20 protein-coding genes are annotated in these 18,797 nt (G+C 63.6%); 6 read left to right on the forward strand and 14 right to left on the reverse strand.

What is annotated here, in order from left to right; translation table 11 throughout:
• Nucleotides 1-42: 42 nt before the first annotated feature.
• From BMX04_RS00560 to BMX04_RS00590, 7 genes are all read right to left on the reverse strand, one after another.
• Complete coding sequence (locus tag BMX04_RS00560) at nucleotides 43-1,359, reverse strand: glutamine synthetase family protein (RefSeq protein ID WP_074784197.1); 1,317 nt, start codon at nucleotides 1,357-1,359, stop codon at nucleotides 43-45.
• Between the two features lie 189 nt (nucleotides 1,360-1,548).
• Nucleotides 1,549-2,241, reverse strand: coding sequence for a M48 family metallopeptidase (locus BMX04_RS00565; RefSeq protein ID WP_074784200.1), 693 nt, complete (start codon nucleotides 2,239-2,241; stop codon nucleotides 1,549-1,551).
• Nucleotides 2,242-2,283: 42 nt separating this feature from the next.
• Nucleotides 2,284-3,183: a DMT family transporter gene (locus BMX04_RS00570; RefSeq protein ID WP_074784202.1), complete on the reverse strand. Its 900-nt coding sequence runs from the start codon at nucleotides 3,181-3,183 to the stop codon at nucleotides 2,284-2,286.
• A 69-nt stretch (nucleotides 3,184-3,252) separates the two neighbouring features.
• The gene (locus tag BMX04_RS00575) at nucleotides 3,253-4,137 is read right to left on the reverse strand and encodes a cation diffusion facilitator family transporter (RefSeq protein ID WP_276325604.1); all 885 of its coding nucleotides are present in this window, start codon (nucleotides 4,135-4,137) and stop codon (nucleotides 3,253-3,255) included.
• 35 nt (nucleotides 4,138-4,172) lie between these two features.
• A complete protein-coding gene (locus tag BMX04_RS00580; RefSeq protein WP_074784207.1) occupies nucleotides 4,173-4,589 on the reverse strand; it encodes a Fur family transcriptional regulator in 417 nt (138 codons plus the stop codon).
• Nucleotides 4,590-4,671: 82 nt separating this feature from the next.
• On the reverse strand, nucleotides 4,672-5,010 hold the full coding sequence (locus tag BMX04_RS00585; RefSeq protein ID WP_074784209.1) for a DMT family transporter: 339 nt from the start codon (nucleotides 5,008-5,010) through the stop codon (nucleotides 4,672-4,674).
• Nucleotides 5,011-5,345: 335 nt separating this feature from the next.
• Nucleotides 5,346-5,813 carry an Lrp/AsnC family transcriptional regulator gene (locus BMX04_RS00590; protein WP_074784212.1) on the reverse strand — a complete coding sequence of 156 codons (468 nt, stop codon included), beginning with the start codon at nucleotides 5,811-5,813 and terminating at the stop codon, nucleotides 5,346-5,348.
• Between the two features lie 119 nt (nucleotides 5,814-5,932).
• Between BMX04_RS00590 and BMX04_RS00595 the strand changes: the two genes are divergently transcribed.
• Nucleotides 5,933-6,139, forward strand: a complete 207-nt coding sequence (locus BMX04_RS00595) for a DUF6356 family protein (RefSeq protein WP_074784215.1) — start codon at nucleotides 5,933-5,935, stop codon at nucleotides 6,137-6,139.
• 86 nt (nucleotides 6,140-6,225) lie between these two features.
• Here BMX04_RS00595 and BMX04_RS00600 read toward each other — a convergent pair whose 3' ends face one another.
• A complete protein-coding gene (locus tag BMX04_RS00600; RefSeq protein WP_074784218.1) occupies nucleotides 6,226-8,430 on the reverse strand; it encodes an NADP-dependent isocitrate dehydrogenase in 2,205 nt (734 codons plus the stop codon).
• A gap of 140 nt (nucleotides 8,431-8,570) precedes the next feature.
• A complete protein-coding gene (locus BMX04_RS00605; protein ID WP_074784221.1) occupies nucleotides 8,571-9,794 on the reverse strand; it encodes a multidrug effflux MFS transporter in 1,224 nt (407 codons plus the stop codon).
• 129 nt (nucleotides 9,795-9,923) lie between these two features.
• Between BMX04_RS00605 and BMX04_RS00610 the strand changes: the two genes are divergently transcribed.
• The gene (locus tag BMX04_RS00610) at nucleotides 9,924-10,217 is read left to right on the forward strand and encodes a hypothetical protein (protein ID WP_074784223.1); all 294 of its coding nucleotides are present in this window, start codon (nucleotides 9,924-9,926) and stop codon (nucleotides 10,215-10,217) included.
• Between the two features lie 64 nt (nucleotides 10,218-10,281).
• Here the strand turns inward: BMX04_RS00610 and BMX04_RS00615 are convergent, their stop codons facing one another.
• Nucleotides 10,282-11,286 (reverse strand): cytochrome-c peroxidase, encoded by a 1,005-nt coding sequence (locus BMX04_RS00615; RefSeq protein WP_074784684.1) that lies wholly within the window; start codon nucleotides 11,284-11,286, stop codon nucleotides 10,282-10,284.
• Nucleotides 11,287-11,618: 332 nt separating this feature from the next.
• Between BMX04_RS00615 and BMX04_RS00620 the strand changes: the two genes are divergently transcribed.
• Nucleotides 11,619-13,331 (forward strand): bifunctional sulfate adenylyltransferase/adenylylsulfate kinase, encoded by a 1,713-nt coding sequence (locus tag BMX04_RS00620; protein ID WP_074784226.1) that lies wholly within the window; start codon nucleotides 11,619-11,621, stop codon nucleotides 13,329-13,331.
• A gap of 71 nt (nucleotides 13,332-13,402) precedes the next feature.
• Entirely contained in the window at nucleotides 13,403-14,101 is a 699-nt protein-coding gene (locus tag BMX04_RS00625; RefSeq protein WP_074784229.1) for a hypothetical protein, read from the forward strand.
• Nucleotides 14,102-14,105: 4 nt separating this feature from the next.
• Here the strand turns inward: BMX04_RS00625 and BMX04_RS00630 are convergent, their stop codons facing one another.
• Genes BMX04_RS00630 through BMX04_RS00640 form a run of 3 tightly spaced genes read right to left on the reverse strand, consistent with a single transcriptional unit; the run spans nucleotide 14,106 to nucleotide 16,611 of the window.
• Entirely contained in the window at nucleotides 14,106-14,456 is a 351-nt protein-coding gene (locus BMX04_RS00630) for a potassium channel family protein (protein WP_083398037.1), read from the reverse strand.
• Between the two features lie 3 nt (nucleotides 14,457-14,459).
• Nucleotides 14,460-15,098: a DsbA family oxidoreductase gene (locus tag BMX04_RS00635; protein WP_074784232.1), complete on the reverse strand. Its 639-nt coding sequence runs from the start codon at nucleotides 15,096-15,098 to the stop codon at nucleotides 14,460-14,462.
• Nucleotides 15,085-16,611, reverse strand: coding sequence for a class I adenylate-forming enzyme family protein (locus tag BMX04_RS00640; protein ID WP_074784235.1), 1,527 nt, complete (start codon nucleotides 16,609-16,611; stop codon nucleotides 15,085-15,087). The genes BMX04_RS00635 and BMX04_RS00640 overlap by 14 nt, the downstream gene beginning before the upstream one ends.
• A gap of 66 nt (nucleotides 16,612-16,677) precedes the next feature.
• Here BMX04_RS00640 and BMX04_RS00645 point away from each other — a divergent pair, with 66 nt between their 5' ends.
• Nucleotides 16,678-17,301 carry a helix-turn-helix domain-containing protein gene (locus BMX04_RS00645; RefSeq protein WP_074784238.1) on the forward strand — a complete coding sequence of 208 codons (624 nt, stop codon included), beginning with the start codon at nucleotides 16,678-16,680 and terminating at the stop codon, nucleotides 17,299-17,301.
• 9 nt (nucleotides 17,302-17,310) lie between these two features.
• On the opposite strand, the gene BMX04_RS00650 is transcribed toward BMX04_RS00645, so the two are convergent.
• On the reverse strand, nucleotides 17,311-17,559 hold the full coding sequence (locus BMX04_RS00650; RefSeq protein ID WP_074784241.1) for a hypothetical protein: 249 nt from the start codon (nucleotides 17,557-17,559) through the stop codon (nucleotides 17,311-17,313).
• 268 nt (nucleotides 17,560-17,827) lie between these two features.
• Between BMX04_RS00650 and BMX04_RS00655 the strand changes: the two genes are divergently transcribed.
• A complete protein-coding gene (locus BMX04_RS00655; protein ID WP_244888442.1) occupies nucleotides 17,828-18,742 on the forward strand; it encodes a hypothetical protein in 915 nt (304 codons plus the stop codon).
• Nucleotides 18,743-18,797 lie beyond the last annotated feature (55 nt).

Raw genomic sequence — 18,797 nt, forward strand, 5'->3', positions numbered from 1 at the left:
CGTTATTTGATCAAATTCTGACGTGGTGCTGCTGCACAGAGGCTACACCGTTTCGAGATAAGTCTTCCAGTGGTCCTCTGCGTCGATCTTCGAGATATGCGCATGTTCCTGTCGCTTGGTCATCACAAGATTGCGGATCAGCTCCGCCGGAAAGATGCGCGCGATCAGCGGATCGGCCTCGAAAAGGTCGATGGCCGCGCCCCAATCGGCGGCGAGTTGCGGCAGGTCAGCCTCATACGCATTGCCGGTGATCGGGGCAGGGGGTGTCATGCCGTCCTCGATGCCGGTGATCGCAGCACCAAGGATGGCGGCAAAGCTTAGATAGGGGTTGATGTCACCGCCCGCGACACGGTGCTCGATCCGGCGCGCGGCATTGGGCCCGCCGGGAATGCGCACTGCGGCGGTGCGGTTCTCATAGCCCCAGCCCGCGCCGGTCGGCGCGTGTGCGCCGGGCACGAGACGAGCGTAACTGTTGGCGTGGGGCGCGAAAATCAGCGTCGAGGGCGGCATCGCGGCAAGGCAGCCCGCGACCGCGCTGCGCAGGATGTCGGTGCCCTGATCCGTACCATCGTCAAACACGTTGCGACCGTCGCCGTCCAGCACTGAGAAATGCATGTGCATGCCGTTGCCAGTATCGTCGCCAAAGGGTTTGGCCATGAAGGTGGCGACATATCCGTGTTGACGCGCGAGCCCCTTGATCATGGTCTTGAAGAGCCAGGTGTCGTCGGCGGCGCGCATTGCGGATTGGTGATGCAGGGTCAGCTCGAACTGCCCGATCCCTGCCTCGCTGATCGCGGTTTCGACGGGGATTTCCATTTCGGCCCCGGCGGAATAGAGGTCAGACAGGAACGCGTCGAAGGCATCCATTTGCCCGAGACTGAGAATGCCGGGGGCCTTCATGCGCCGGCCAGAACGCGGATCGCGCACGGTTTTCAAGGATTTGCCGGACGGATCGACGAGGGTAAATTCCAGCTCTGTCGCGGCAAAGACTTCCCACCCGCGCGCGGCGTATCGGTCGAGGACGGCGGCTAGCGCGTGGCGCGGGTCACCCGCGAAGGGCGCGCCGTCCTCGGTATGCATGACCATCGGCACCAGCGCCTGCGGCACGTCGAGCCAGGGCAGGGGGACTGCGCCGCGCTCGGTCGGAAAGAGGCAGCCGTCGATATCGCCGGTCTCGAACACCAGCGGAGAGTTTTCGATATCGGCGCCAAAAACATCGAGGTTGAGCGAGCTGAGCGGCATGCGCAGGGTGCCGCCGCCGAGTTTGTCGCCGTGGCTTGCAGGCAGGCGCTTGCCGCGCATGCGACCGTTGAGATCGCAGGCGGCCACGCGGAAGGTCTGGAACTGTGTGAGGTCCATTGAGAGGCGTCCTGATAGAGATTTGCCGCAACCTATCCCGGCTGCAGGGGCTTTGCCAAGATAATTTGATCAAAAAATTTCGAGCTGTGCGCGGCACGTGTCTTTCTCACCGTCATCGTCCGGCTCGACCGGACGATCTCTTGGCCGCAAGGTCCTCGGGTCAGGCCCGAGGATGACGCGGCGCGCGGGTCAACTCAGGCTCTGCTGCCAGCGGGTTTCAAGGGTTTCGATCGCGGCGATGCGTTCGTCGGTCTTGGGGTGGCTGAGCAGCCATGCGGGCATCGCGCCACCCGCGCCCGAGGTCAGCGCCTCGAGTTTCTTGAACAGGGATTTTTGCGGCGCGGTGCCGATCCCGGCCTTGGTCAGCAGCGCGGCGGCATAGGCGTCGGCCTCATACTCGTCACCGCGCGACAGGCGCGCGGCCAGAAGTGTGGTCAGACCATTGGCGATCCAGACACCGATCCCGGGCAGAAACCGCGACAGCAGCATGGCAAGCGCCGTGCGCAGCGCGTTCTGGCCCGAAAAGTCGATCATCCGGCGACGCGAATGCCCCAATGCGACGTGTCCCAGCTCATGCGCGATGACCGAGGCCATTTCCTCTGCCGAGACCTCACCGGTCTTGAATTTGCGATAGAACCCGCGGGTGATGAAGATGCGGCCATCGGGGGCGGCCAACCCGTTCACCGGGTCGATCTCGTAGATATGCACGCGCACGCGCGGCAGGTCGAGTGCTGAGGCGAGCCTGTCGGTCATGCGTTTGAGCACCGGATCGGCCAGTTCGGTCGATTGGGTGTCAAGCTCGCGTGTGGTGCGCCAGACCGAGAAGCGGTACATGGCGAGCGCGTAGAGGATGGCGAGCAGGATCGGCGTGAACTTGAGCATGACGTGAATATGGGGCGACGGACCATGGCTGGCAAGCGATAGCTAGCCGCGTGGCGAGATCGGAGCCGAGGGGGTGGCGCCGCGCCGCGCCAGCCGCCGCTCGCGCCAGAAGGTGTAGATGCCCGAAGCGATGATGATCGCGGCCCCGGTCAGGGTCCAGACATCCGGGCGTTCGTCAAAGAGCGTCACGCCGATGATCAGCGCAAAGATCAGCCGCGAATAGCGGAACGGCGTGATCACCGCCACATCGCCCAGTCGCATCGCCGCCACGATGGCGTAATAGGCCGCCACCCCGCAAATGAGCGCCAGCACCAGATCGCGCCAGTTGAGGCCCGAGGGCAGGGCAGGCGTGCCGCTGAACGCCAAGAGGATCAGCCCGGTGGGCACCAGCGTGGCAAAGGCATAGGTCGAAAGCTGCATCGAGGAGATGCTGCGCGGCACCGCGCGGGTCGCCAGATCACGGATCGCCAGACCGATCACGCCCTGTACGGCGAAAAGCGAGGCAGGCTCGAACCCTTCCAGCCCCGGGCGGATCACCATCAGCACGCCCATGAAACCCACCAGAATGGCGCTCCACCGCCGCCAGCCCACGGCCTCGCCGAGAAACAGCGCCGCGCCGAGCGTGACCGCGAGCGGCGTGGCCTGAAGGATCGCCGAGGCCGAGGACAAGGGCGTGAGCGCAATGGCGGTGACAAAGCCCAGGGTGCCGACAATCTCGCCGAAATTGCGTAGCAGAACCGGGCGCGACAGCAAGTCGCGCGACCAGAGTCTGCGGCCTTGGGCGAACGTGATCGCCCCGAAAATGAGAGCGCCGCCGAGGCCCAGAAAGATGATGATTTGTCCCACCGGCAGCGCATCCGCCAGCCGCTTGATGAACATGTCCTCCAGCGCGAAGCCGGCCATCGCGAGGACCATCAGGATACTGCCGCGCAGGTTTTCCATTTCAGAGGCTTTCGTGTCAGGGTGCCTGACCCTGTTAGCGCAGGACAACTGCACAAGAAAGCAGCAGAGCTATGACAGCACGACAATGCCGCTATGCTTGGCTTTGTGTTCGGGCTCCACATGGATGGTGACGCGCGCGTCGGGCAGCGCCTCCATCAGCGCCGCCTCGATCCGGTCGCAGAGGTCATGGGCGGCCTCGACCGTGGTCTCGCCGGGCATGACGAGGTGAAAGTCGATGAAGGTGACCTGACCCGCGTGGCGGGTGCGCAGGTCGTGCGCCTCAAGGGCGGCGTCATCGCTCGCGGCCTGCGCGATCACGCGGCGGATCGTGTCCATCTCCTCGTCCGAGACGGCCTCGTCCATCAACCCGCTCAGCGATCCCTTGATCACAACCCAGCCCGACCACAGGATGTTGAGCGCGACCAATACCGCCATCGCGGGATCGAGCCACCACCAGCCGGTGGCAAACGCGAGCGCAACGCCGATCAGCACCCCCACCGATGAGACCACATCGGTCATCAGGTGTCGCCCGTCAGCCACCAGCGCGGGCGAGCGGTGGCGGCGCCCGTTGCGGATCAGGATCACCGCCCAGACCCCGTTGATCAGGCCGGCCCCGGCATTGATCGCCAGCCCCATCAGCGGCGCATCAAGGGCGCGCGGGCTAAGGAACCCGGCATAGGCCTCGCGCAGAATGAAAAGCGCGGCAATGACGATCAGCACGCCTTCGAGCACCGCCGAAAAGAACTCGGCCTTGTGATGTCCGTAGGGGTGATTGTCATCCGCTGGCCGCCGCGCCACCCGCAGCGCCACGATGACGGCCAGCGCCGTCGCCACGTTCACCAGGCTTTCGAGCGCATCCGACATCAGCGCGAGCGAGCCGGTGAGCTGCCAGGCCACGGCCTTGAGCGCCAGCACGGCAAGGCCCACGATCACGCTGCCGATGGCAATCCGCATGATCCGTCTGGCAGGGTGTGTGACCATGTCCGCGCCTACTTGCCGGATTTCAGCGGCACGCCGTAAAGCTCCAGCCGGTGACCGATCAGGCGATAGCCCAGCTTCTCGGCGATCTTCTCCTGCAGCGCCTCGATCTCGGGATCCACGAATTCGATCACCTCGCCGGAATTCATGTCGATGAGGTGGTCGTGGTGGTCGCGCTCGGCATCCTCGTAGCGCGCGCGCCCGTCGCCGAACTCCAGCTTGTCGATGATGCCCGCCTCCTCGAACAGCTTGACGGTGCGGTAGACCGTGGCGATCGAGATGCGCGGGTCGACGCCCGAGGCGCGGCCGTAAAGCTCTTCGACGTCCGGGTGATCGTCGGAGGCCTCCAGCACCGTGGCAATGGTGCGCCGCTGATCGGTCATGCGCAGGCCCTTGGCCTCGCAGCGTTCGGTGATGGTGTCGCGCATGGGCGGCCTCATGTGGTCTTCGGTCGCTGCAATAGCGGCAAGCGGACGGTGTTTCCACCCTTTTTGCCCCTTTGGTGGTGGTCTAGTGCGGGGCTGTCCGCGAGAATAACTGGATCACGACGATTCCGGCAAGGATCAGCCCGGTTCCGAGGATCGCGGGCAGGTCGAGTTTCTGGCCGAAAACCACGTAGCCGATGGCGGCGATGAAGACGATGCCGAGCCCGGACCAGATCGCGTAGACCACCCCTACGGGCATGGTGCGCAGCGTGAGCGCCAGGAGGTAGAAGCTGATCCCGTAGGCTATAACAACGACGACCGAGGGCAGCGGGCGGGTGAATTGCTGGCTGGCCTGAAGCGCCGTGGTGCCTGCGGTTTCGGCGAGGATGGCGAGAAAGAGGATGAAATAAACCGTGGGGATCATGGCGCGCTCTCGGTTCGGGGTGGGTTTGGTGACCGGAATACGCGAGGGGTGGGGGCGGGTCTACCGGGAAAGACACAACGGAGTTGGCCTCGAGTGGGCGTTGGAATTCAGCACTAATGCGCGGAATCAAGGTGCCGCAGGCACCGCCGCGCAGCGCCCGACCGCCCCCTCGGGCGGGCGCTTTTGCAACGTCTCAAGCCATTAAAAACGCGGGAGTGCTTGGCTGGCATAAAGTGCGATCCACATAGGTTACTGCGCCCACCCGGCGGTCAGGCACCGCGCGGCTTGTCTCTGAAACCGGCAACGGCAGCTCAATGCCCAACACCCCCGCCCCATTACCCCTCAAACAACGGCAATTTCGTGCTGTGCTTGATCTCCTCCATCACGAAGCTGGCCGAGACATCGCCCATCGGCACCCGCGCGATCAGCGTCTGGTAGAGCCGGTCGTAATCGGCCATGTCCGCGACCCGCGCGCAGATCAGGTAGTCGAGATCGCCGGTCATGCGGTAAACCCCCTGAATTTGCGGCATGGCGCGGGTCGCGCGGGCGAATTTCGCCAACCAGTCGGCATCATGGGCTGCGGCGCGAATTTGCATGAACACGGTGAGCGGCAGGCCGACTTTTGCGGCATCGAGCAGCGCCACCCGGGCGCGGATGACGCCGGCCGCCTCCATTGCCTTGATCCGCCGCCAGCAGGCATTGCGCGACAGCCCCACGACCTGCCCGAGCGCATCCAGCGGGGTGTCGGCATGGCGTTGCAGTTCCGTCAGGATCTTGCGGTCGAGCTCGTCCAGTTCCGTCATGAAGTCACGCCTTTTGTGGAAATTGTCCCAATATCCAGAAGTATTGCGAGAAATTTGGGATAATGTCACGCAGAGACTCGCATAGCTTGGCGCCAGCCAACCAACAGGAGGACCAACAGATGATTTCGAGGCTGTTTCTGGACCATCCCCGCAAGGTGGAGGAAAGTTATCTCGAGCATGCAGTATTCGCGGGGCGGTTCGCGCTGCGGCTCTTTGGGGCGGCCTGTGCCGCGTTGATTCACGCGGTGATCCCGTGCCTGTTCGAAAAGACCGCGAGCCGGATGATCGCGACGATGCATGCACAGACCCATAACCGGGGTCAGTGACTGAACGTGCAACGACCGGAGCCTCAAGCAAGGCCCCGGTCGCGTGACGTCTCAAGCGGCGCGGACATGACCCGCGGGTTTCATTCCTAGCCGATGATCTCGTTGAGCGTCGCCGAGGGCCGCATCACGGAGGCGAGTTTCTCGAGGTCGGGGTGGTAATAGCCTCCGGTATCCGCCGCGCTGCCCTGTGCCGCTGCGAGTTCGCCCACGATCTTGGCCTCGTTTTCCGCAAGCGCTTTGGCGACCGGGCCGAATTCCTCGGCAAGTGCAGCATCATCGGATTGTGCCCCTAGGGCCTCGGCCCAGTAGCGGGCGAACCAATAATGGCTGTCGCGGTTGTCGGGCTCGCCAACCTTGCGGCTTGGCGAACGGCCGTGATCGAGCACGCCCTGCGTCGCGGCCTCGACCGCCTCGCCCAACACGCGGGCGCGGGCGTTGTCGTGGGTTTCGGCAAGGAACTTAAGGCTTTCGCCAAGCGCGCAGAATTCGCCCAAGCTGTCCCACCGCAGGTGGTTTTGCTCCTGCAACTGCTGCACGTGCTTGGGGGCAGAGCCGCCCGCGCCGGTCTCGAACAACCCGCCGCCATTCATCAACTTGACGATGGAGAGCATCTTGGCCGAGGTGGCCAGTTCGAGGATCGGGAACAGGTCGGTCAGGTAGTCGCGCAGCACGTTGCCGGTAATCGCGATGGTGTTCTCGCCCTTGGTGATCGTCTCGAGGCTTGCGCGGGTCGCCTCGCGTGGGGCCATGATTTCGAATTTGTCAGCCACGCCAGCGGCTTCCAAGATGGGCTTCACGTGAGAGATCAGTTCCGCGTCATGGGCGCGGGTGGCATCGAGCCAGAAGATCGCGCGATATCCCGTTGCCTTCTGCCTTTCGATGGCGAGGTTGACCCAATCCTCGATCGGGGCCTTGCGCGCCGAGGCCGAGCGCCAGATGTCACCCCCTGCGACGGAATGCTCGTGCAGCACGGTGCCGTCGTCGAGGATCATCTTGACGGTGCCGGTTTGAGTGATCTCGAAGGTGGTGGGGTGGCTGCCGTATTCCTCGGCCTTCTGCGCCATCAGGCCGATATTCTGCACCGTGCCTGCGGTGGCGGGGTTGAGCTTGCCGTTCGCCTTGAAGAAATTGATCGCCTCGTCATAGACGGTGGCATAGCTGCTGTCGGGGATGACGCAGACGGCATCATGTTCCTTGTTGTCTGGGCCCCAGCCCTTGCCGCCGCCCCGGATGAGCGCGGGCATCGAGGCGTCGATGATGACGTCCGAGGGCACATGCAGGTTGGTGATGCCCTTGTCAGAGTTCACCATGTACATCGCCGGGCGGTCGGCCATGCAGGCGTCGATGGCCTTGAGGATTTCGGGCTTGTCCTTGACGCGCTCCAACAGGTCGCCGAGGCCTGCATTGGGCGACACGCCGAGCGCTTTCATCTCATCGCCATATTGCTCGAAGACGGGGGCGAGGAACTGCTGCACCGCGTGGCCGAAGATGATCGGGTCGGAGACCTTCATCATCGTGGCCTTCATGTGCAGCGAAAAGAGGATTCCTTCGGATTTGGTCTTTTCGATTTCCTCGGCGAGGAAGGCGTCGAGGGCGCTCGCGCTCATGTAGGTGGCATCGACCACGGTGCCCGCCGGGTAGCTGAGCCCGTCCTTGAGCACGGTCTCGCCACCGGCGGCTTCCAGGACGATTTTCGCGCCGCTGTCCTTGGGCAGGGTGGCGGATTTCTCGTTGGCGAAGAAGTCTCCCGCGCCCATGGTGGCGACGCGCGTATTGCTGTCAGCGGACCACTCGCCCATGCGGTGCGGGTTGTTTTGCGCGAATGTCTTGACGGCGGCGGCGGCGCGACGATCGGAATTGCCCTCGCGCAGGACCGGGTTCACGGCAGAGCCCTTTAGCGTGTCATAGCGCGCGCGGGCGGCTTTCTCGTCTTCGGTCTTGGGGTCATAGGCGTAATCGGGCAGGGCGTAGCCTTGCCCCTGCAATTCCTTGATCGCAGCGACCAGCTGCGGCTCGGAGGCGGAGATGTTGGGCAGCTTGATCACGTTCGCGCCGGGGGTTTTGACGAGTTCGCCCAGTTCGGCCAGATCGTCGCTGACGCGCTGATCTTCGGTCAGGTGATCGGGAAAGGCGGCGAGGATACGACCGGCGAGCGAGATGTCGCGCGTATCGACCGAGACACCTGCGGCGGAGGCAAAGCGGCGGATGATCGGCAAAAGCGAGGCGGAGGCGAGTTCCGGGGCCTCGTCGACCTTGGTGTAGACGATATCGGGAGTGGAGGTATTGGCCATCGGGTGTCCTTTCCGATCTGGATTTGCACGGTGTCGCGTGCGGTGTTCAAGTCACGCGACTCGCTGGAATTGCCGCTGTCTTAGCGGAAAAACCGGCTTTGTAAAAGATAGTATGCGACGGTATACAAAATAAATCTGCGTCAGACAGTCTCGATCATCCGCGTCTTGAGCCGATGCATCAGTGCATAGCCTGCGAGAACTGCACCCAACACGCCCAGATGCGCGGGCATCGGCGTGCCATTGAATTGCAGACCGATGGGAATGGCGATCACCACGCTGCCCACCGTGGCGATGGCACCGGTGACGCTGGCGGCCATGCCCGCGATGGCGCCCATCGGGGCCATGGCGAGCGCGTTGAGATTGCCGAGCGTGAGGCCGGCCTGAAAGAACACCGATGTCTGCCAGATCACGAACACGCCGAATTGCGCGTCTGGCGGCAGGCCGATCTGCCAGAGCGCGATAGCGGCGAGCGAGAGCGCGATCTGTGCCGTGAGGGCGGCGCGCACCATCCGCTCCATCCCGAGACGCATGACAAGGCGCGAGTTTAGAAAACTGCCGCTGCCCGCGATCAGGGCCATCAGGAAGAACCAATAGGGGAAGCTGTCGGCGCGGTGGAACACCTCGTCGAACATCGGTTGCACCATGCTGAGCGAGGTGAAGAGCGTGGTCATGCACAGCATTTGCACCGCGATGGCGGTGCGCGTGACGGGGTGGGCCAGCACCTCGCGAAGGGCGGCGCGGAGAGGGGCGGCACGGAACGGGCGGCGGGCCTCGCGCGGCAGCGGTTCGGGCAGGCGCAACGCCATCCAGAGCGATAGCAACGTGGCAAAAAGAATGAACGCGCCAAACACCCCGCGCCACCCCGCGACGGCGATCACGCCTGCACCCAGAAGCGGGGCCATGGCGGGGGTGAGGGCAAAGACCATCATCACGAAGGACATCAGCCGCGCCATGTCACGCCCGGCATAAAGATCGCGGATGATCGCGATAGAGACGATGCGGAACGCCGCAGCGCCAATCCCCTGGATTGCACGGGCGGCCAGCAGGGTCTCAAGGCTGGGCGCGATCATCGCGAGCGCTGCCCCGGTGATATAGATCGCGGCCCCGCCGAGGATCACCCGCTTGCGCCCGAAGCTGTCCGAGAGCGGACCCGACACGAAGGTGCCCAGCCCCAGACCGAGCAGAAAGGCGGTGATGATCAGCTGCGCGCGGTTCGGCGCCTCTGGGGTGAGCGATTGCGCGATATGCGGCAGGCCCGGCAGCATGGCGTCGATGGAAAAGGCCACGGTGGCCGCCATCATCGCCATGAGCGCGATGAATTCCGGCCGCTTGAGCGCGCGGGCAGGGGCGATCGGGCCGGTCATGCAGTGTCCTTTTCGGCGTTATGAAGCGGGCTTAGCATGGAGGACGCTATGTGACCAGATCAGCCTTGTCAGTAGGTGACAATAAAAGTAGGGATTGGGGTGCAAATACCTGACTAAAGGAATCGGATAATGAAGCTCACAGTATTTCACTCTCTCAGCCTTGCAGCGTTGATCTCGGTCGGTGCGGTTGCGGTCAAGGCGGACGAGGCCATGGATGGCCGCATGACCTATGAACTCTTCGAGCACACGGTCGAGCATGCCGATCTGGCGGGGTGCCCGCCCGAGTTTGATCCCGACACGCAGTTTTGCCGGATGACGCTGGCCGATGAGCGCGCGCATGTCTTCGTGTTCGGTCTGGAGGGGGACCAGCCTTTGCAGGCGGTCAAATCCTATGAGCTTTCCGAAGGGCTCCCGGCGTTCTGAACGATATGAAAAAAGGGCGCGGGAGAGGCCCGCGCCCTTGGAAATTGTCGCGAGGGATCGGGCCTTACTGGACCTCGCCGGTGGGGCGGGGTGTTTTCAGCGTCTCAGCGGGCAGCACCGGATAGACCACTTCGGGCATCTTGCCGGTGAGCGCCCCAAGGAAGGCGACGATCTGATCGGCCTCCGCGTCATTGATTTCGGTGCCCAATTGCGAGGTGCCCATGATCTGCACCGCGACCTTGAGATCCCAGACCTTGCCAGAGTGGAAATAGGGCGCAGTCTGGTCGATATTGCGCAAGGGCGCGGCGCGGAACACGTAAGAGTCGTCCGCCGTCTCGGTCACTGCAAAACGACCCCGGTCATCGGGTGGCAGCACATCGGCCCCCGGTTTCTCGATCAGGCCGAAGGGATAATAGCCATTGCCTCCAAGGTTGACGCCGTTGTGGCAAGCCGAGCACCCCTTGTCGATGAACAGTTCCAGCCCGGCCACCTGCGCGTCCGAGAGCGCGCCATCGTCCCCGTTTAGCCATGCATCGAACGGTGCTGGCGTGATCAGCGTGGCCTCGTAGGCCTCGATTGCCTTGGCGAAGTTGTCGAAGCTGACAGGGGCGGCCACGTCGGGGAATGAGGCCTCGAACCACTCCACGTATTGCGGCATGGAATTGAGCGTGGCGACCACGTTATCTGGCGTATTGGCCATCTCGACACCGGCCTGCACCGGGCCCTTGGCCTGTTCGGCAAGGTCGGCGGCGCGGCCATCCCAGAACTGCGCATCGTTGAACACGGCATTGAGCACGGTGGGCGAGTTGCGCGGGCCTTTTTGCCAGGCATGGCCGATCGAGGTTTCCATGTTGTCATCGCCGCCGGTGGCGAGGTTGTGGCACGAGTTGCAGGAAAATACGCCCGATGCGGACATGCGCGGATCAAAGAACAGCGCCGTGCCGAGATCGACCTTTTCTTCGGTGAGGATGTTGTCGTTGAGGGCGGGAATGGTCGAGGGCAGCGGCGCGAACATGTCTTGCGCGCGCTCGCGTAGTTCCGATGCGGCGGCTCCCTGAGCGAGAGCCAGCGCGGAAACCGTGCCGAGAATGAGTTTGAGGGGACGTGTCACCGAATTTCTCCTTGGATTGCGTGGATTCGCGCGCTTAGAATCATTCTAAACGTTTCTGAGAGAGGCGGATTTGATCTGTCTCAAGACCACCCGGGTCTGGAACCGATCAGTGGCGATCTTGCGGGAATGGCGGTTGTTGTTCCAAACCGGCGGTTTCTCGCGTCATTTTTGTCTCAATTCACCAAACAAACCGGCTATACCTTGAACTTATGTCCCAAGCGGGGCTAATCCCCGGCCAACCCCGTTGCGCTGCAACATAATTAAAATCCGCGAATTGCCCGAGGCTCACGATGCAACTGCCCAACCTTGCCCCCGTTCCCGAACTCTATGTCTCTTACGAGAGCGCGCAGAAATTGAAGATCGAGGCCGCCGATCTGACAAGCTGGGACCTGAGCCCGCGCCAGATCTGCGATCTGGAACTCCTGATGAACGGCGGGTTCAACCCCCTCAAGGGATTCATGAGCGAGGCCGATTACTACAGCGTCGTGGAGACCATGCGCCTTGCCGACGGCACGCTCTGGCCGATGCCGATCACGCTGGACGTCAACGAAAAGTTCGCTGACAGCATCGAGATCGGGCAGGATATCGCGCTGCGCGATCAGGAGGGTGTGATCCTCGGGACGATGACCGTGACCGACCGCTGGACGCCGGACAAGGCGCGTGAGGCGGCGCATGTGTTCGGGGCCGATGACAGCGCGCATCCGGCGGTGAACTATCTGCATCACACGGCGGGTAAGGTCTATCTGGGCGGCCCGGTGACCGGCATTCAGCAGCCAGTACATTATGATTTCCGCGGCCGTCGCGACACCCCCAACGAATTGCGCGCGCTCTTTCGCAAACTGGGCTGGCGCCGCGTCGTGGCGTTCCAGACGCGCAACCCGCTGCACCGCGCGCATCAGGAACTGACCTTCCGTGCCGCCAAGGAGGCGCAGGCCAACCTGCTCATTCATCCCGTTGTCGGCATGACCAAGCCGGGTGATGTCGATCACTTCACCCGCGTGCGCTGCTACGAGGCGGTGCTGGACAAATACCCCGGTGCCACCACCACGATGAGCCTGCTGAACCTTGCGATGCGCATGGCCGGCCCGCGTGAGGCGGTCTGGCATGGCCTGATCCGCAAGAACCACGGCTGTACGCATTTCATCGTCGGGCGCGACCACGCGGGCCCCGGAAAGAACTCCGCCGGTGAGGATTTCTACGGGCCTTACGATGCGCAGGATCTGTTCCGTGAGCATCAGGACGAGATCGGCATCGAGATGGTCGATTTCAAACATATGGTCTTTGTTCAGGAGCGCGCCCAATACGAGGCGATCGACGAGATCGAGGACAAGGATGATGTGACCATCCTCAACATCTCGGGCACCGAGTTGCGCCGCCGCCTTCAGGAAGGGCTGGAGATCCCGGACTGGTTCTCGTTCCCCGAGGTGGTGACGGAGTTGCGCCGCACCCGCCCGCCGCGTTCGCAGCAGGGTTTTACCGTGTTCTTCACCGGCTTTTCCGGCTCTGGCAAATCCACGATTGCAAACGCCCTGATGGTCAAGCTGATGGAGATGGGTGGGCGTCCGGTGACGCTTCTGGATGGCGATATCGTGCGCAAGAACCTCAGCTCCGAGTTGGGGTTCTCGAAGGAGCATCGCGACCTGAACATTCGCCGGATCGGCTATGTGGCGAGCGAGATCACCAAGAATGGCGGCATTGCGATCTGTGCGCCGATCGCCCCCTATGCCGCCACCCGCCGTGCGGTGCGCGAGGATATCGAGGAGTTCGGTGCCTTTATCGAGGTGCATGTCGCGACCAGTATCGAGGAATGCGAGCGCCGTGACCGCAAGGGTCTCTACAAGCTGGCGCGCGAGGGCAAGATCAAGGAGTTCACCGGAATTTCCGACCCCTATGACGTGCCTGCCGACCCCGAACTGCGTGTCGAGACCGAGAATGTCGATGTCGACAACTGCGCACACCAGGTCATCCTGAAGCTCGAGTCGATGGGCCTGATCGCAGGCTGATCGCGCGCGCCTGACCGTGTCCTATACGGGCCGCTCTTGACGGGGCGGCCCGTTTTCGTTTGAGCGAGGGAATGTATGCGATTTCGCTGACTTCGATTCCACCGCGATACGCGCAGCTTGGCCCGGTGCTGGAGAGCCTTCTGGCGCAGCGGCCCGCGCCTGACCGGGTGTTGCTGTGCCTCCCGCACCGGCCCATGCGGTTCGCGACCGCGCCCTGGCCGAAGGTGCCCGATGGGGTAGAGGTCTTGCCCTTGGCCGAGGACATCGGACCGGCGAGCAAGGTCCTGCCGGCCGCGCGCCTGCTGGCGGGGCAGGGCGGGCGGCTGATTTACTGCGACGATGACTGGACCATGCCGCAGGGCTGGGCGGCGCGGCTCTTGGCTGGGGACGAGAGTGAGGCGGTGGCTGGCTCTGGGTTCGATCTGCGGCGGCTCAGGCGAAAGGGCCATGCGGCGCCGCGCGCGGGGTATGCCGACATCGCGCAGGGCTTTGCCGGGGTGGCGGTGCGGCCTGAGTGGCTGGTGGCGGCGGAGTGCGCGCCGCCGTCTCTGGCATGGCCGGTCGATGACATCTGGCTGTCGGCGCAACTGTCGCGGCAGGGGGTTGCTATCCGGCTGGCACCCGAGGCACGCGAGGGGATTTGCCCTGCTTTCACCGATACGCATGGTTTGCAGGATGCGATGATCGACGGGCGGAACCGGGCAGCCGCAAACCGCGCCTGCCTTGACGAGATCACAGCGCGTTATGGGATGTGGCCGCCGATGGGCTGAGCCATCAGTCGCGCAAGTGGTCTGACTCGGTTGTGTCCGTCTCGGCCTGTTCGGGCTGGTCTTCGTTCATCAGGTGCCTGCCGTGATGCTCGCGCTTCTTGATTGTGATCACGGCAAAATGCTGGATCGCCGCTGCGAATATACCGAGACCCGTGATGATGAACACGGTGGTGCCGATCTTGCCTAGGACCGTCGCAGGCACGAGATTGCCATAACCCACCGTCGAGAGCGTCACTACAGTGAAGAAATAGCTGTCCAGCCAAGACCAGCCTTCGACAAATCGAAAAAAGACCGTTCCACTGGCGATGATCGACGCCAGCAGAGCCAGTAACAAACGGGTGCGCAGGTTGAGCACGGTCTAGCCTTCGGCGGTCTCGCGGATCTCGTCGATCACCTTGAGCCACATCTCGGACGGCTGGCAGCCGGGCACGGCATGCTGACCGGCGACGATGAAGGTGGGCACGCCGGAGATCCCCATCTCGCGGAACTGCGCGTCGCGCGCCTTGATGTCCTCGCGGTCCGAGTCGGACCCCAGAAGGCGAAGGATCATCGCGCCATCCATGCTGAGACTGTCGGCGATATCGGCGAGGGTTTCGTGATCGCTGATATCCCGGCCCTCTTCGAAATAGGCGTGAAAGAGCGCCATCGCCATCCGGTCCTGGCATTCCTCGATCCCCGCCCAATGCAGAAGGCGGTGCGCGTCGAGCGTGTTGGGCGTGCGCTTGATCGCGGCAAAGTCGATGGAGAGCCCGGCAGCCTCTGCGCGGTCGAGCACCGGGGCGTACGCCTTGATAGCGCCGTCCTTGCCACCGAACTTCGTCTCAAGATACTCGGCCCGGTCCATACCTTCGGCGGGCATGTCGGGGTTGAGCTGGAAAGGGTGCCATTCGATCTGGAACGGATGGTCGGGACGCTGGGCAAGCGCCTGATCAAAAAGGGTTTTGCCGATATAGCACCAAGGGCAGATCGGGTCGGAAATGATGTCAAGCTTGACCATGAAGGTCCTCGTAAATCGGCCGCAAGGCGCGGCGCAGGAGTTTGCCATTGGCCCCTGTGGGCAGGGCCGTGACGTGAATATAGCCACGCGGGGCTTTGTAACCCGCGAGGCGTTCGCGCGCGAATGCGTCGAGCGTTGCGGGGTCGAGCGGGTCGGGGCCAGTATAGAAGGCCATTATGACGCGTGCATCCTCTTTCACCTCAATGTCAGTGACGGCGACCTGCGTGATGCCGGGATGCAGGGTGAGAGCGGCCTCGACCTCCATAGGCGAGACACGAAAACCGCCCGCGTTCATCATGTCGTCTGCGCGGCCCATATAGGTGATCTGGCCACCTTCGTCCATCGCGCCCTGATCGCCGGTCAAAAACCAGTCGCCGCTGAACTTCGCCGCCGTTGCCTCGGGCGCGCCGAGATAGCCGAGCATCAGGCCGAGATCGGATTTGTGAATAGCGATGGTGCCCTCCTCATTGGTCTCGACGGGACCCTCCGGCCCGAGGATCGCCACGCGCCGCCCTTGTTGCGGGCGGCCGAGTGTGCCGGGGGCGGCCGGGTGATTGGGGCTGCCGGAGATGAAGGTGGAGCATTCGGACATGCCGTATGCTTCAAAGACGGGCGTGCCGGTGGCGTCCTGCCAGTGCTGGCGGATCGTGTCCGAGAGCTTTTCGCCCGCGGCAAGACCGTGGCGCAGGCGGGGCAGGCTGAACTTCATGTCCTGTCTGAGCATCTTGCGGTAAACGCCTGGGGCTGCAGCGAAAACCGTTGCATCATGACGATTGAGTAGAAGCGGCAGTTGATCCGGTGTGACCTCGGGTGCCGGAATCAGCGCGGTTGCGCCCATGGTCCACGGATCCATCAACCCGGTGCCGAGGGTGAAGGTCCAGTTGAAGGCCCCGGCATGGCAGAGCCTGTCGTCGCCGCGCAACCCATACCAGCCGTCATACATCATCCGCCGTGCCCAGATCGCGCGATGCGCGTGGCATACCGCGCGCGGTGTGCCGGAGGTGCCGGAGGTGTAGATGATATAGGCCAGCCGGTCGGGATCGCCCATGTCATACTCGGCGGGGGGCAAGTCGCGCATCGCCTCGAGCGCGAGTTCGTCCTGAATGGGGATTTCCGTCTCGGGGCAGGCGATGTCGCCTGCGCGCAGGATCAGGCGGGGCTGCGTGGTGGCGATGATCCCGGCCACCTCGGGTGCGGTCAGCTGGCTGGAGGTCGGGATGGGCACCAGGCCCACCGCGATGGCTCCGAGATAGGCGATGGGAAACTCTACCGTGTTGCCAAGCCGCATCAGCACCCGGTCACCGGGCTGCAAGCCTGCGCGCAACAGCCCCGTCCCGGTGCCGCGAATGGCGGCGTGCAGGCGCGCATAACTCCAGCGTTCGGCACCGGACAGGCGCAGGATCGCGAGGGCGATCTTGTCGGGCTGTGCCTCGGCGCGGCCCATCACATGGGCGGCGAGGTTGAAAGGCGAGGGGCAGGGGGCGCTTGGGCCCGCGTCGAAAACGGCATGCATACCTTCGGCTTAGGCAGGACGCGCGCCAGTTGCAAGTGGGTCCGAGCCTGCCTATAGGACTGTGCTATGTCCGATCAAGCCTCGCACCCCCTGATCCGTGTCGCGCGTGACACAGGCGAGAGTGGCACGCCCGAGCCGCTTGATCTGGGCGCGCGGGTGCGCGAGTTGCGCAAGGCGCGTGGATGGACGCTGGAGCAGGCTGCAAAGCAGGCGGGGTTGGCGCGTTCCACCTTGTCGAAGATCGAGAACGGCCAGATGTCGCCGACCTATGACGCGTTGAAAAAGCTCGCGCTGGGGCTTGAGATTTCCGTGCCGCAGCTTTTTACCCCGCCATTGCGCGAGCGGATCAATGGTCGCATGGCGCTGACCAAGTCGGGCGAGGGCGCGCCCAAGGCCACCTCGACCTACGAACATGAACTGCTGGCCGAGCAACTGAGCCAGAAGCGGATGCTGCCCTACCGCGCGCGCATCCGGGCGCGCAGCATCGAGGAATTCGGCGGTTGGGTCCGTCACGACGGCGAGGAATTTCTCTATGTGCTGACCGGCGTGATCCGGCTTTATACCGAGTTCTACGAACCCATCGAGATGCGCCGGGGCGACACTGCGTATTACGATGCCACGATGGGGCATAACGTAATCTCGGTCAGCGCCGAGGATGCGACGATCCTGTGGGTCACCTCGCTGGCCTGAACCGAGGGCCTAGTCGGCGGGTGTCGTGGCCTGTCCGCCCGAGATGCTTTCGGGGGCCGTTGCCTCGGGGGCGGTGCCACCATCGGATGTCGAGGGCCCGAGCATGCTGAGGGTGATCAACCCGCCAAGCAGGGCCACGACGACCAGCAATGCAAGCAGCCCGCCGTTTGACGCAGCGCTGCTTTCGTATCCGGGGGCCGCATAGCGGTTGCGGTCGCGGTTGACCTGTCGGTGGATGTCGTCATCGGGCGTATACATGGCAGTCTCCTTTATCTGGGATCTCAGTATAATCGAGGTGAGGCCGCTGTCGGTCCTGCGCCAGAGCCGAGTGATATTCAGGCGGTGGTCTGCCGTTTTCTGCGCCTGCGCGGGGCGGATTTTGGCCGTCGGCGGCGGTTCGCCGGGCCGGATGTGGCGTTTCGGCAAGGGCTGGCCGATCGTGGACGTCGCAAAGCGCTGTGGACAGCCGCGGCGCTTGGCCTAATATCCGGTCATGCGCCGTATCTGTCGTCATATAGCGGGTTTGTTGACCGCGCTTCTCGGGCTCGCCATCGGGCCGGCTCTTGCTGACAAGGCGCAATATCTCGACATGGCGCGGCGCGGCTGGAGCTATGAGCTGCGCTCGACCATGGTCGGGCGCGACATGTCGATCCCGGTGCATATCAATGGCCGCGACCTCAAGGGCGCGCAGATCTGTCTGGTAGGCGAGCCGCCGACCGAGGGCAGCCGCGCGGTGCTGGATGCGTTTCGTACATTGCTGGAGCATGTCCACGGTGTGCCTGTGCCGCTGCACGAGGCGGGCGCGGATATCAGTGCTTGCGGGTCGGGCCGCAACGTGATCCTGCGGCTCTATTCCGGACCGCCGCCCAATCGGGCGCTGGGCCGCGATCTGGCGTGGATGGACCGGGTCTACGAATTGGGGTTGCCGTCTCGTCATGTCTGGGCGGCCTCTTCACCGGCGATGGCGCAGACCTTCTTCGGGCGCAAAGGCTCTGGCACGCATGTGATGGTGCAGCAGGCGGCACCCGGCGCGGCTGGTCCGCTGGATCAGGAATATTTCCGGTCGCTCCTGGTGGAGGAGTTGTTTCAGAACTTCACCTTTGGCATGGATATCCTGCATCTCGATGCGCAGGTGCCGTTCCTTTCCAAGCTGGAAGAGAACCCCTTGCGTCTGCGTCATGCGGCCTGGGGGTCGAGCGGGTTCAAATCGGCGATGTTGTCGTCGAACCCGCCTGCGCTTTGTGCCTTTGACATCTTCATGCTGCATGCCGTGGCGCGTGCGCCGGTGGATGAGACCACGACCCCCGACTTTCTGACCTATATCGACGCAGAATTCGCACCTTTGCAGGCACTGACCGAGGCGACAATGGGCGAGCCGCGCTTTGCTCCCGTGCTCGATCCTGCATGCGCCCCGCGGGAGGCCGCGAAGCTAAGACAATAGGCTATCTTTGTGGGGCGATGCTTTGCGGCTAGTCTGATCCCGGGATCAGCCGGGA

This window comes from Roseovarius tolerans (genome assembly GCF_900109855.1).
In the GTDB taxonomy this organism is placed as follows: domain Bacteria; phylum Pseudomonadota; class Alphaproteobacteria; order Rhodobacterales; family Rhodobacteraceae; genus Roseovarius; species Roseovarius tolerans.

Coding starts and splice junctions, on each gene's coding strand:
- BMX04_RS00645 (WP_074784238.1), top strand. CDS start 16,678: ATGTCCGATCAAGCCTCGCACCCCCTGATCCGTGTCGCGCGTGACACA.
- BMX04_RS00625 (WP_074784229.1), top strand. CDS start 13,403: ATGTATGCGATTTCGCTGACTTCGATTCCACCGCGATACGCGCAGCTT.
- BMX04_RS00595 (WP_074784215.1), top strand. CDS start 5,933: ATGATTTCGAGGCTGTTTCTGGACCATCCCCGCAAGGTGGAGGAAAGT.
- BMX04_RS00620 (WP_074784226.1), top strand. CDS start 11,619: ATGCAACTGCCCAACCTTGCCCCCGTTCCCGAACTCTATGTCTCTTAC.
- BMX04_RS00605 (WP_074784221.1), bottom strand. CDS start 9,794: ATGACCGGCCCGATCGCCCCTGCCCGCGCGCTCAAGCGGCCGGAATTC.
- BMX04_RS00570 (WP_074784202.1), bottom strand. CDS start 3,183: ATGGAAAACCTGCGCGGCAGTATCCTGATGGTCCTCGCGATGGCCGGC.
- BMX04_RS00640 (WP_074784235.1), bottom strand. CDS start 16,611: ATGCATGCCGTTTTCGACGCGGGCCCAAGCGCCCCCTGCCCCTCGCCT.
- BMX04_RS00590 (WP_074784212.1), bottom strand. CDS start 5,813: ATGACGGAACTGGACGAGCTCGACCGCAAGATCCTGACGGAACTGCAA.
- BMX04_RS00560 (WP_074784197.1), bottom strand. CDS start 1,359: ATGGACCTCACACAGTTCCAGACCTTCCGCGTGGCCGCCTGCGATCTC.
- BMX04_RS00575 (WP_276325604.1), bottom strand. CDS start 4,137: ATGCGGATTGCCATCGGCAGCGTGATCGTGGGCCTTGCCGTGCTGGCG.
- BMX04_RS00585 (WP_074784209.1), bottom strand. CDS start 5,010: ATGATCCCCACGGTTTATTTCATCCTCTTTCTCGCCATCCTCGCCGAA.
- BMX04_RS00610 (WP_074784223.1), top strand. CDS start 9,924: ATGAAGCTCACAGTATTTCACTCTCTCAGCCTTGCAGCGTTGATCTCG.
- BMX04_RS00635 (WP_074784232.1), bottom strand. CDS start 15,098: ATGGTCAAGCTTGACATCATTTCCGACCCGATCTGCCCTTGGTGCTAT.
- BMX04_RS00650 (WP_074784241.1), bottom strand. CDS start 17,559: ATGTATACGCCCGATGACGACATCCACCGACAGGTCAACCGCGACCGC.
- BMX04_RS00565 (WP_074784200.1), bottom strand. CDS start 2,241: ATGCTCAAGTTCACGCCGATCCTGCTCGCCATCCTCTACGCGCTCGCC.
- BMX04_RS00600 (WP_074784218.1), bottom strand. CDS start 8,430: ATGGCCAATACCTCCACTCCCGATATCGTCTACACCAAGGTCGACGAG.
- BMX04_RS00580 (WP_074784207.1), bottom strand. CDS start 4,589: ATGCGCGACACCATCACCGAACGCTGCGAGGCCAAGGGCCTGCGCATG.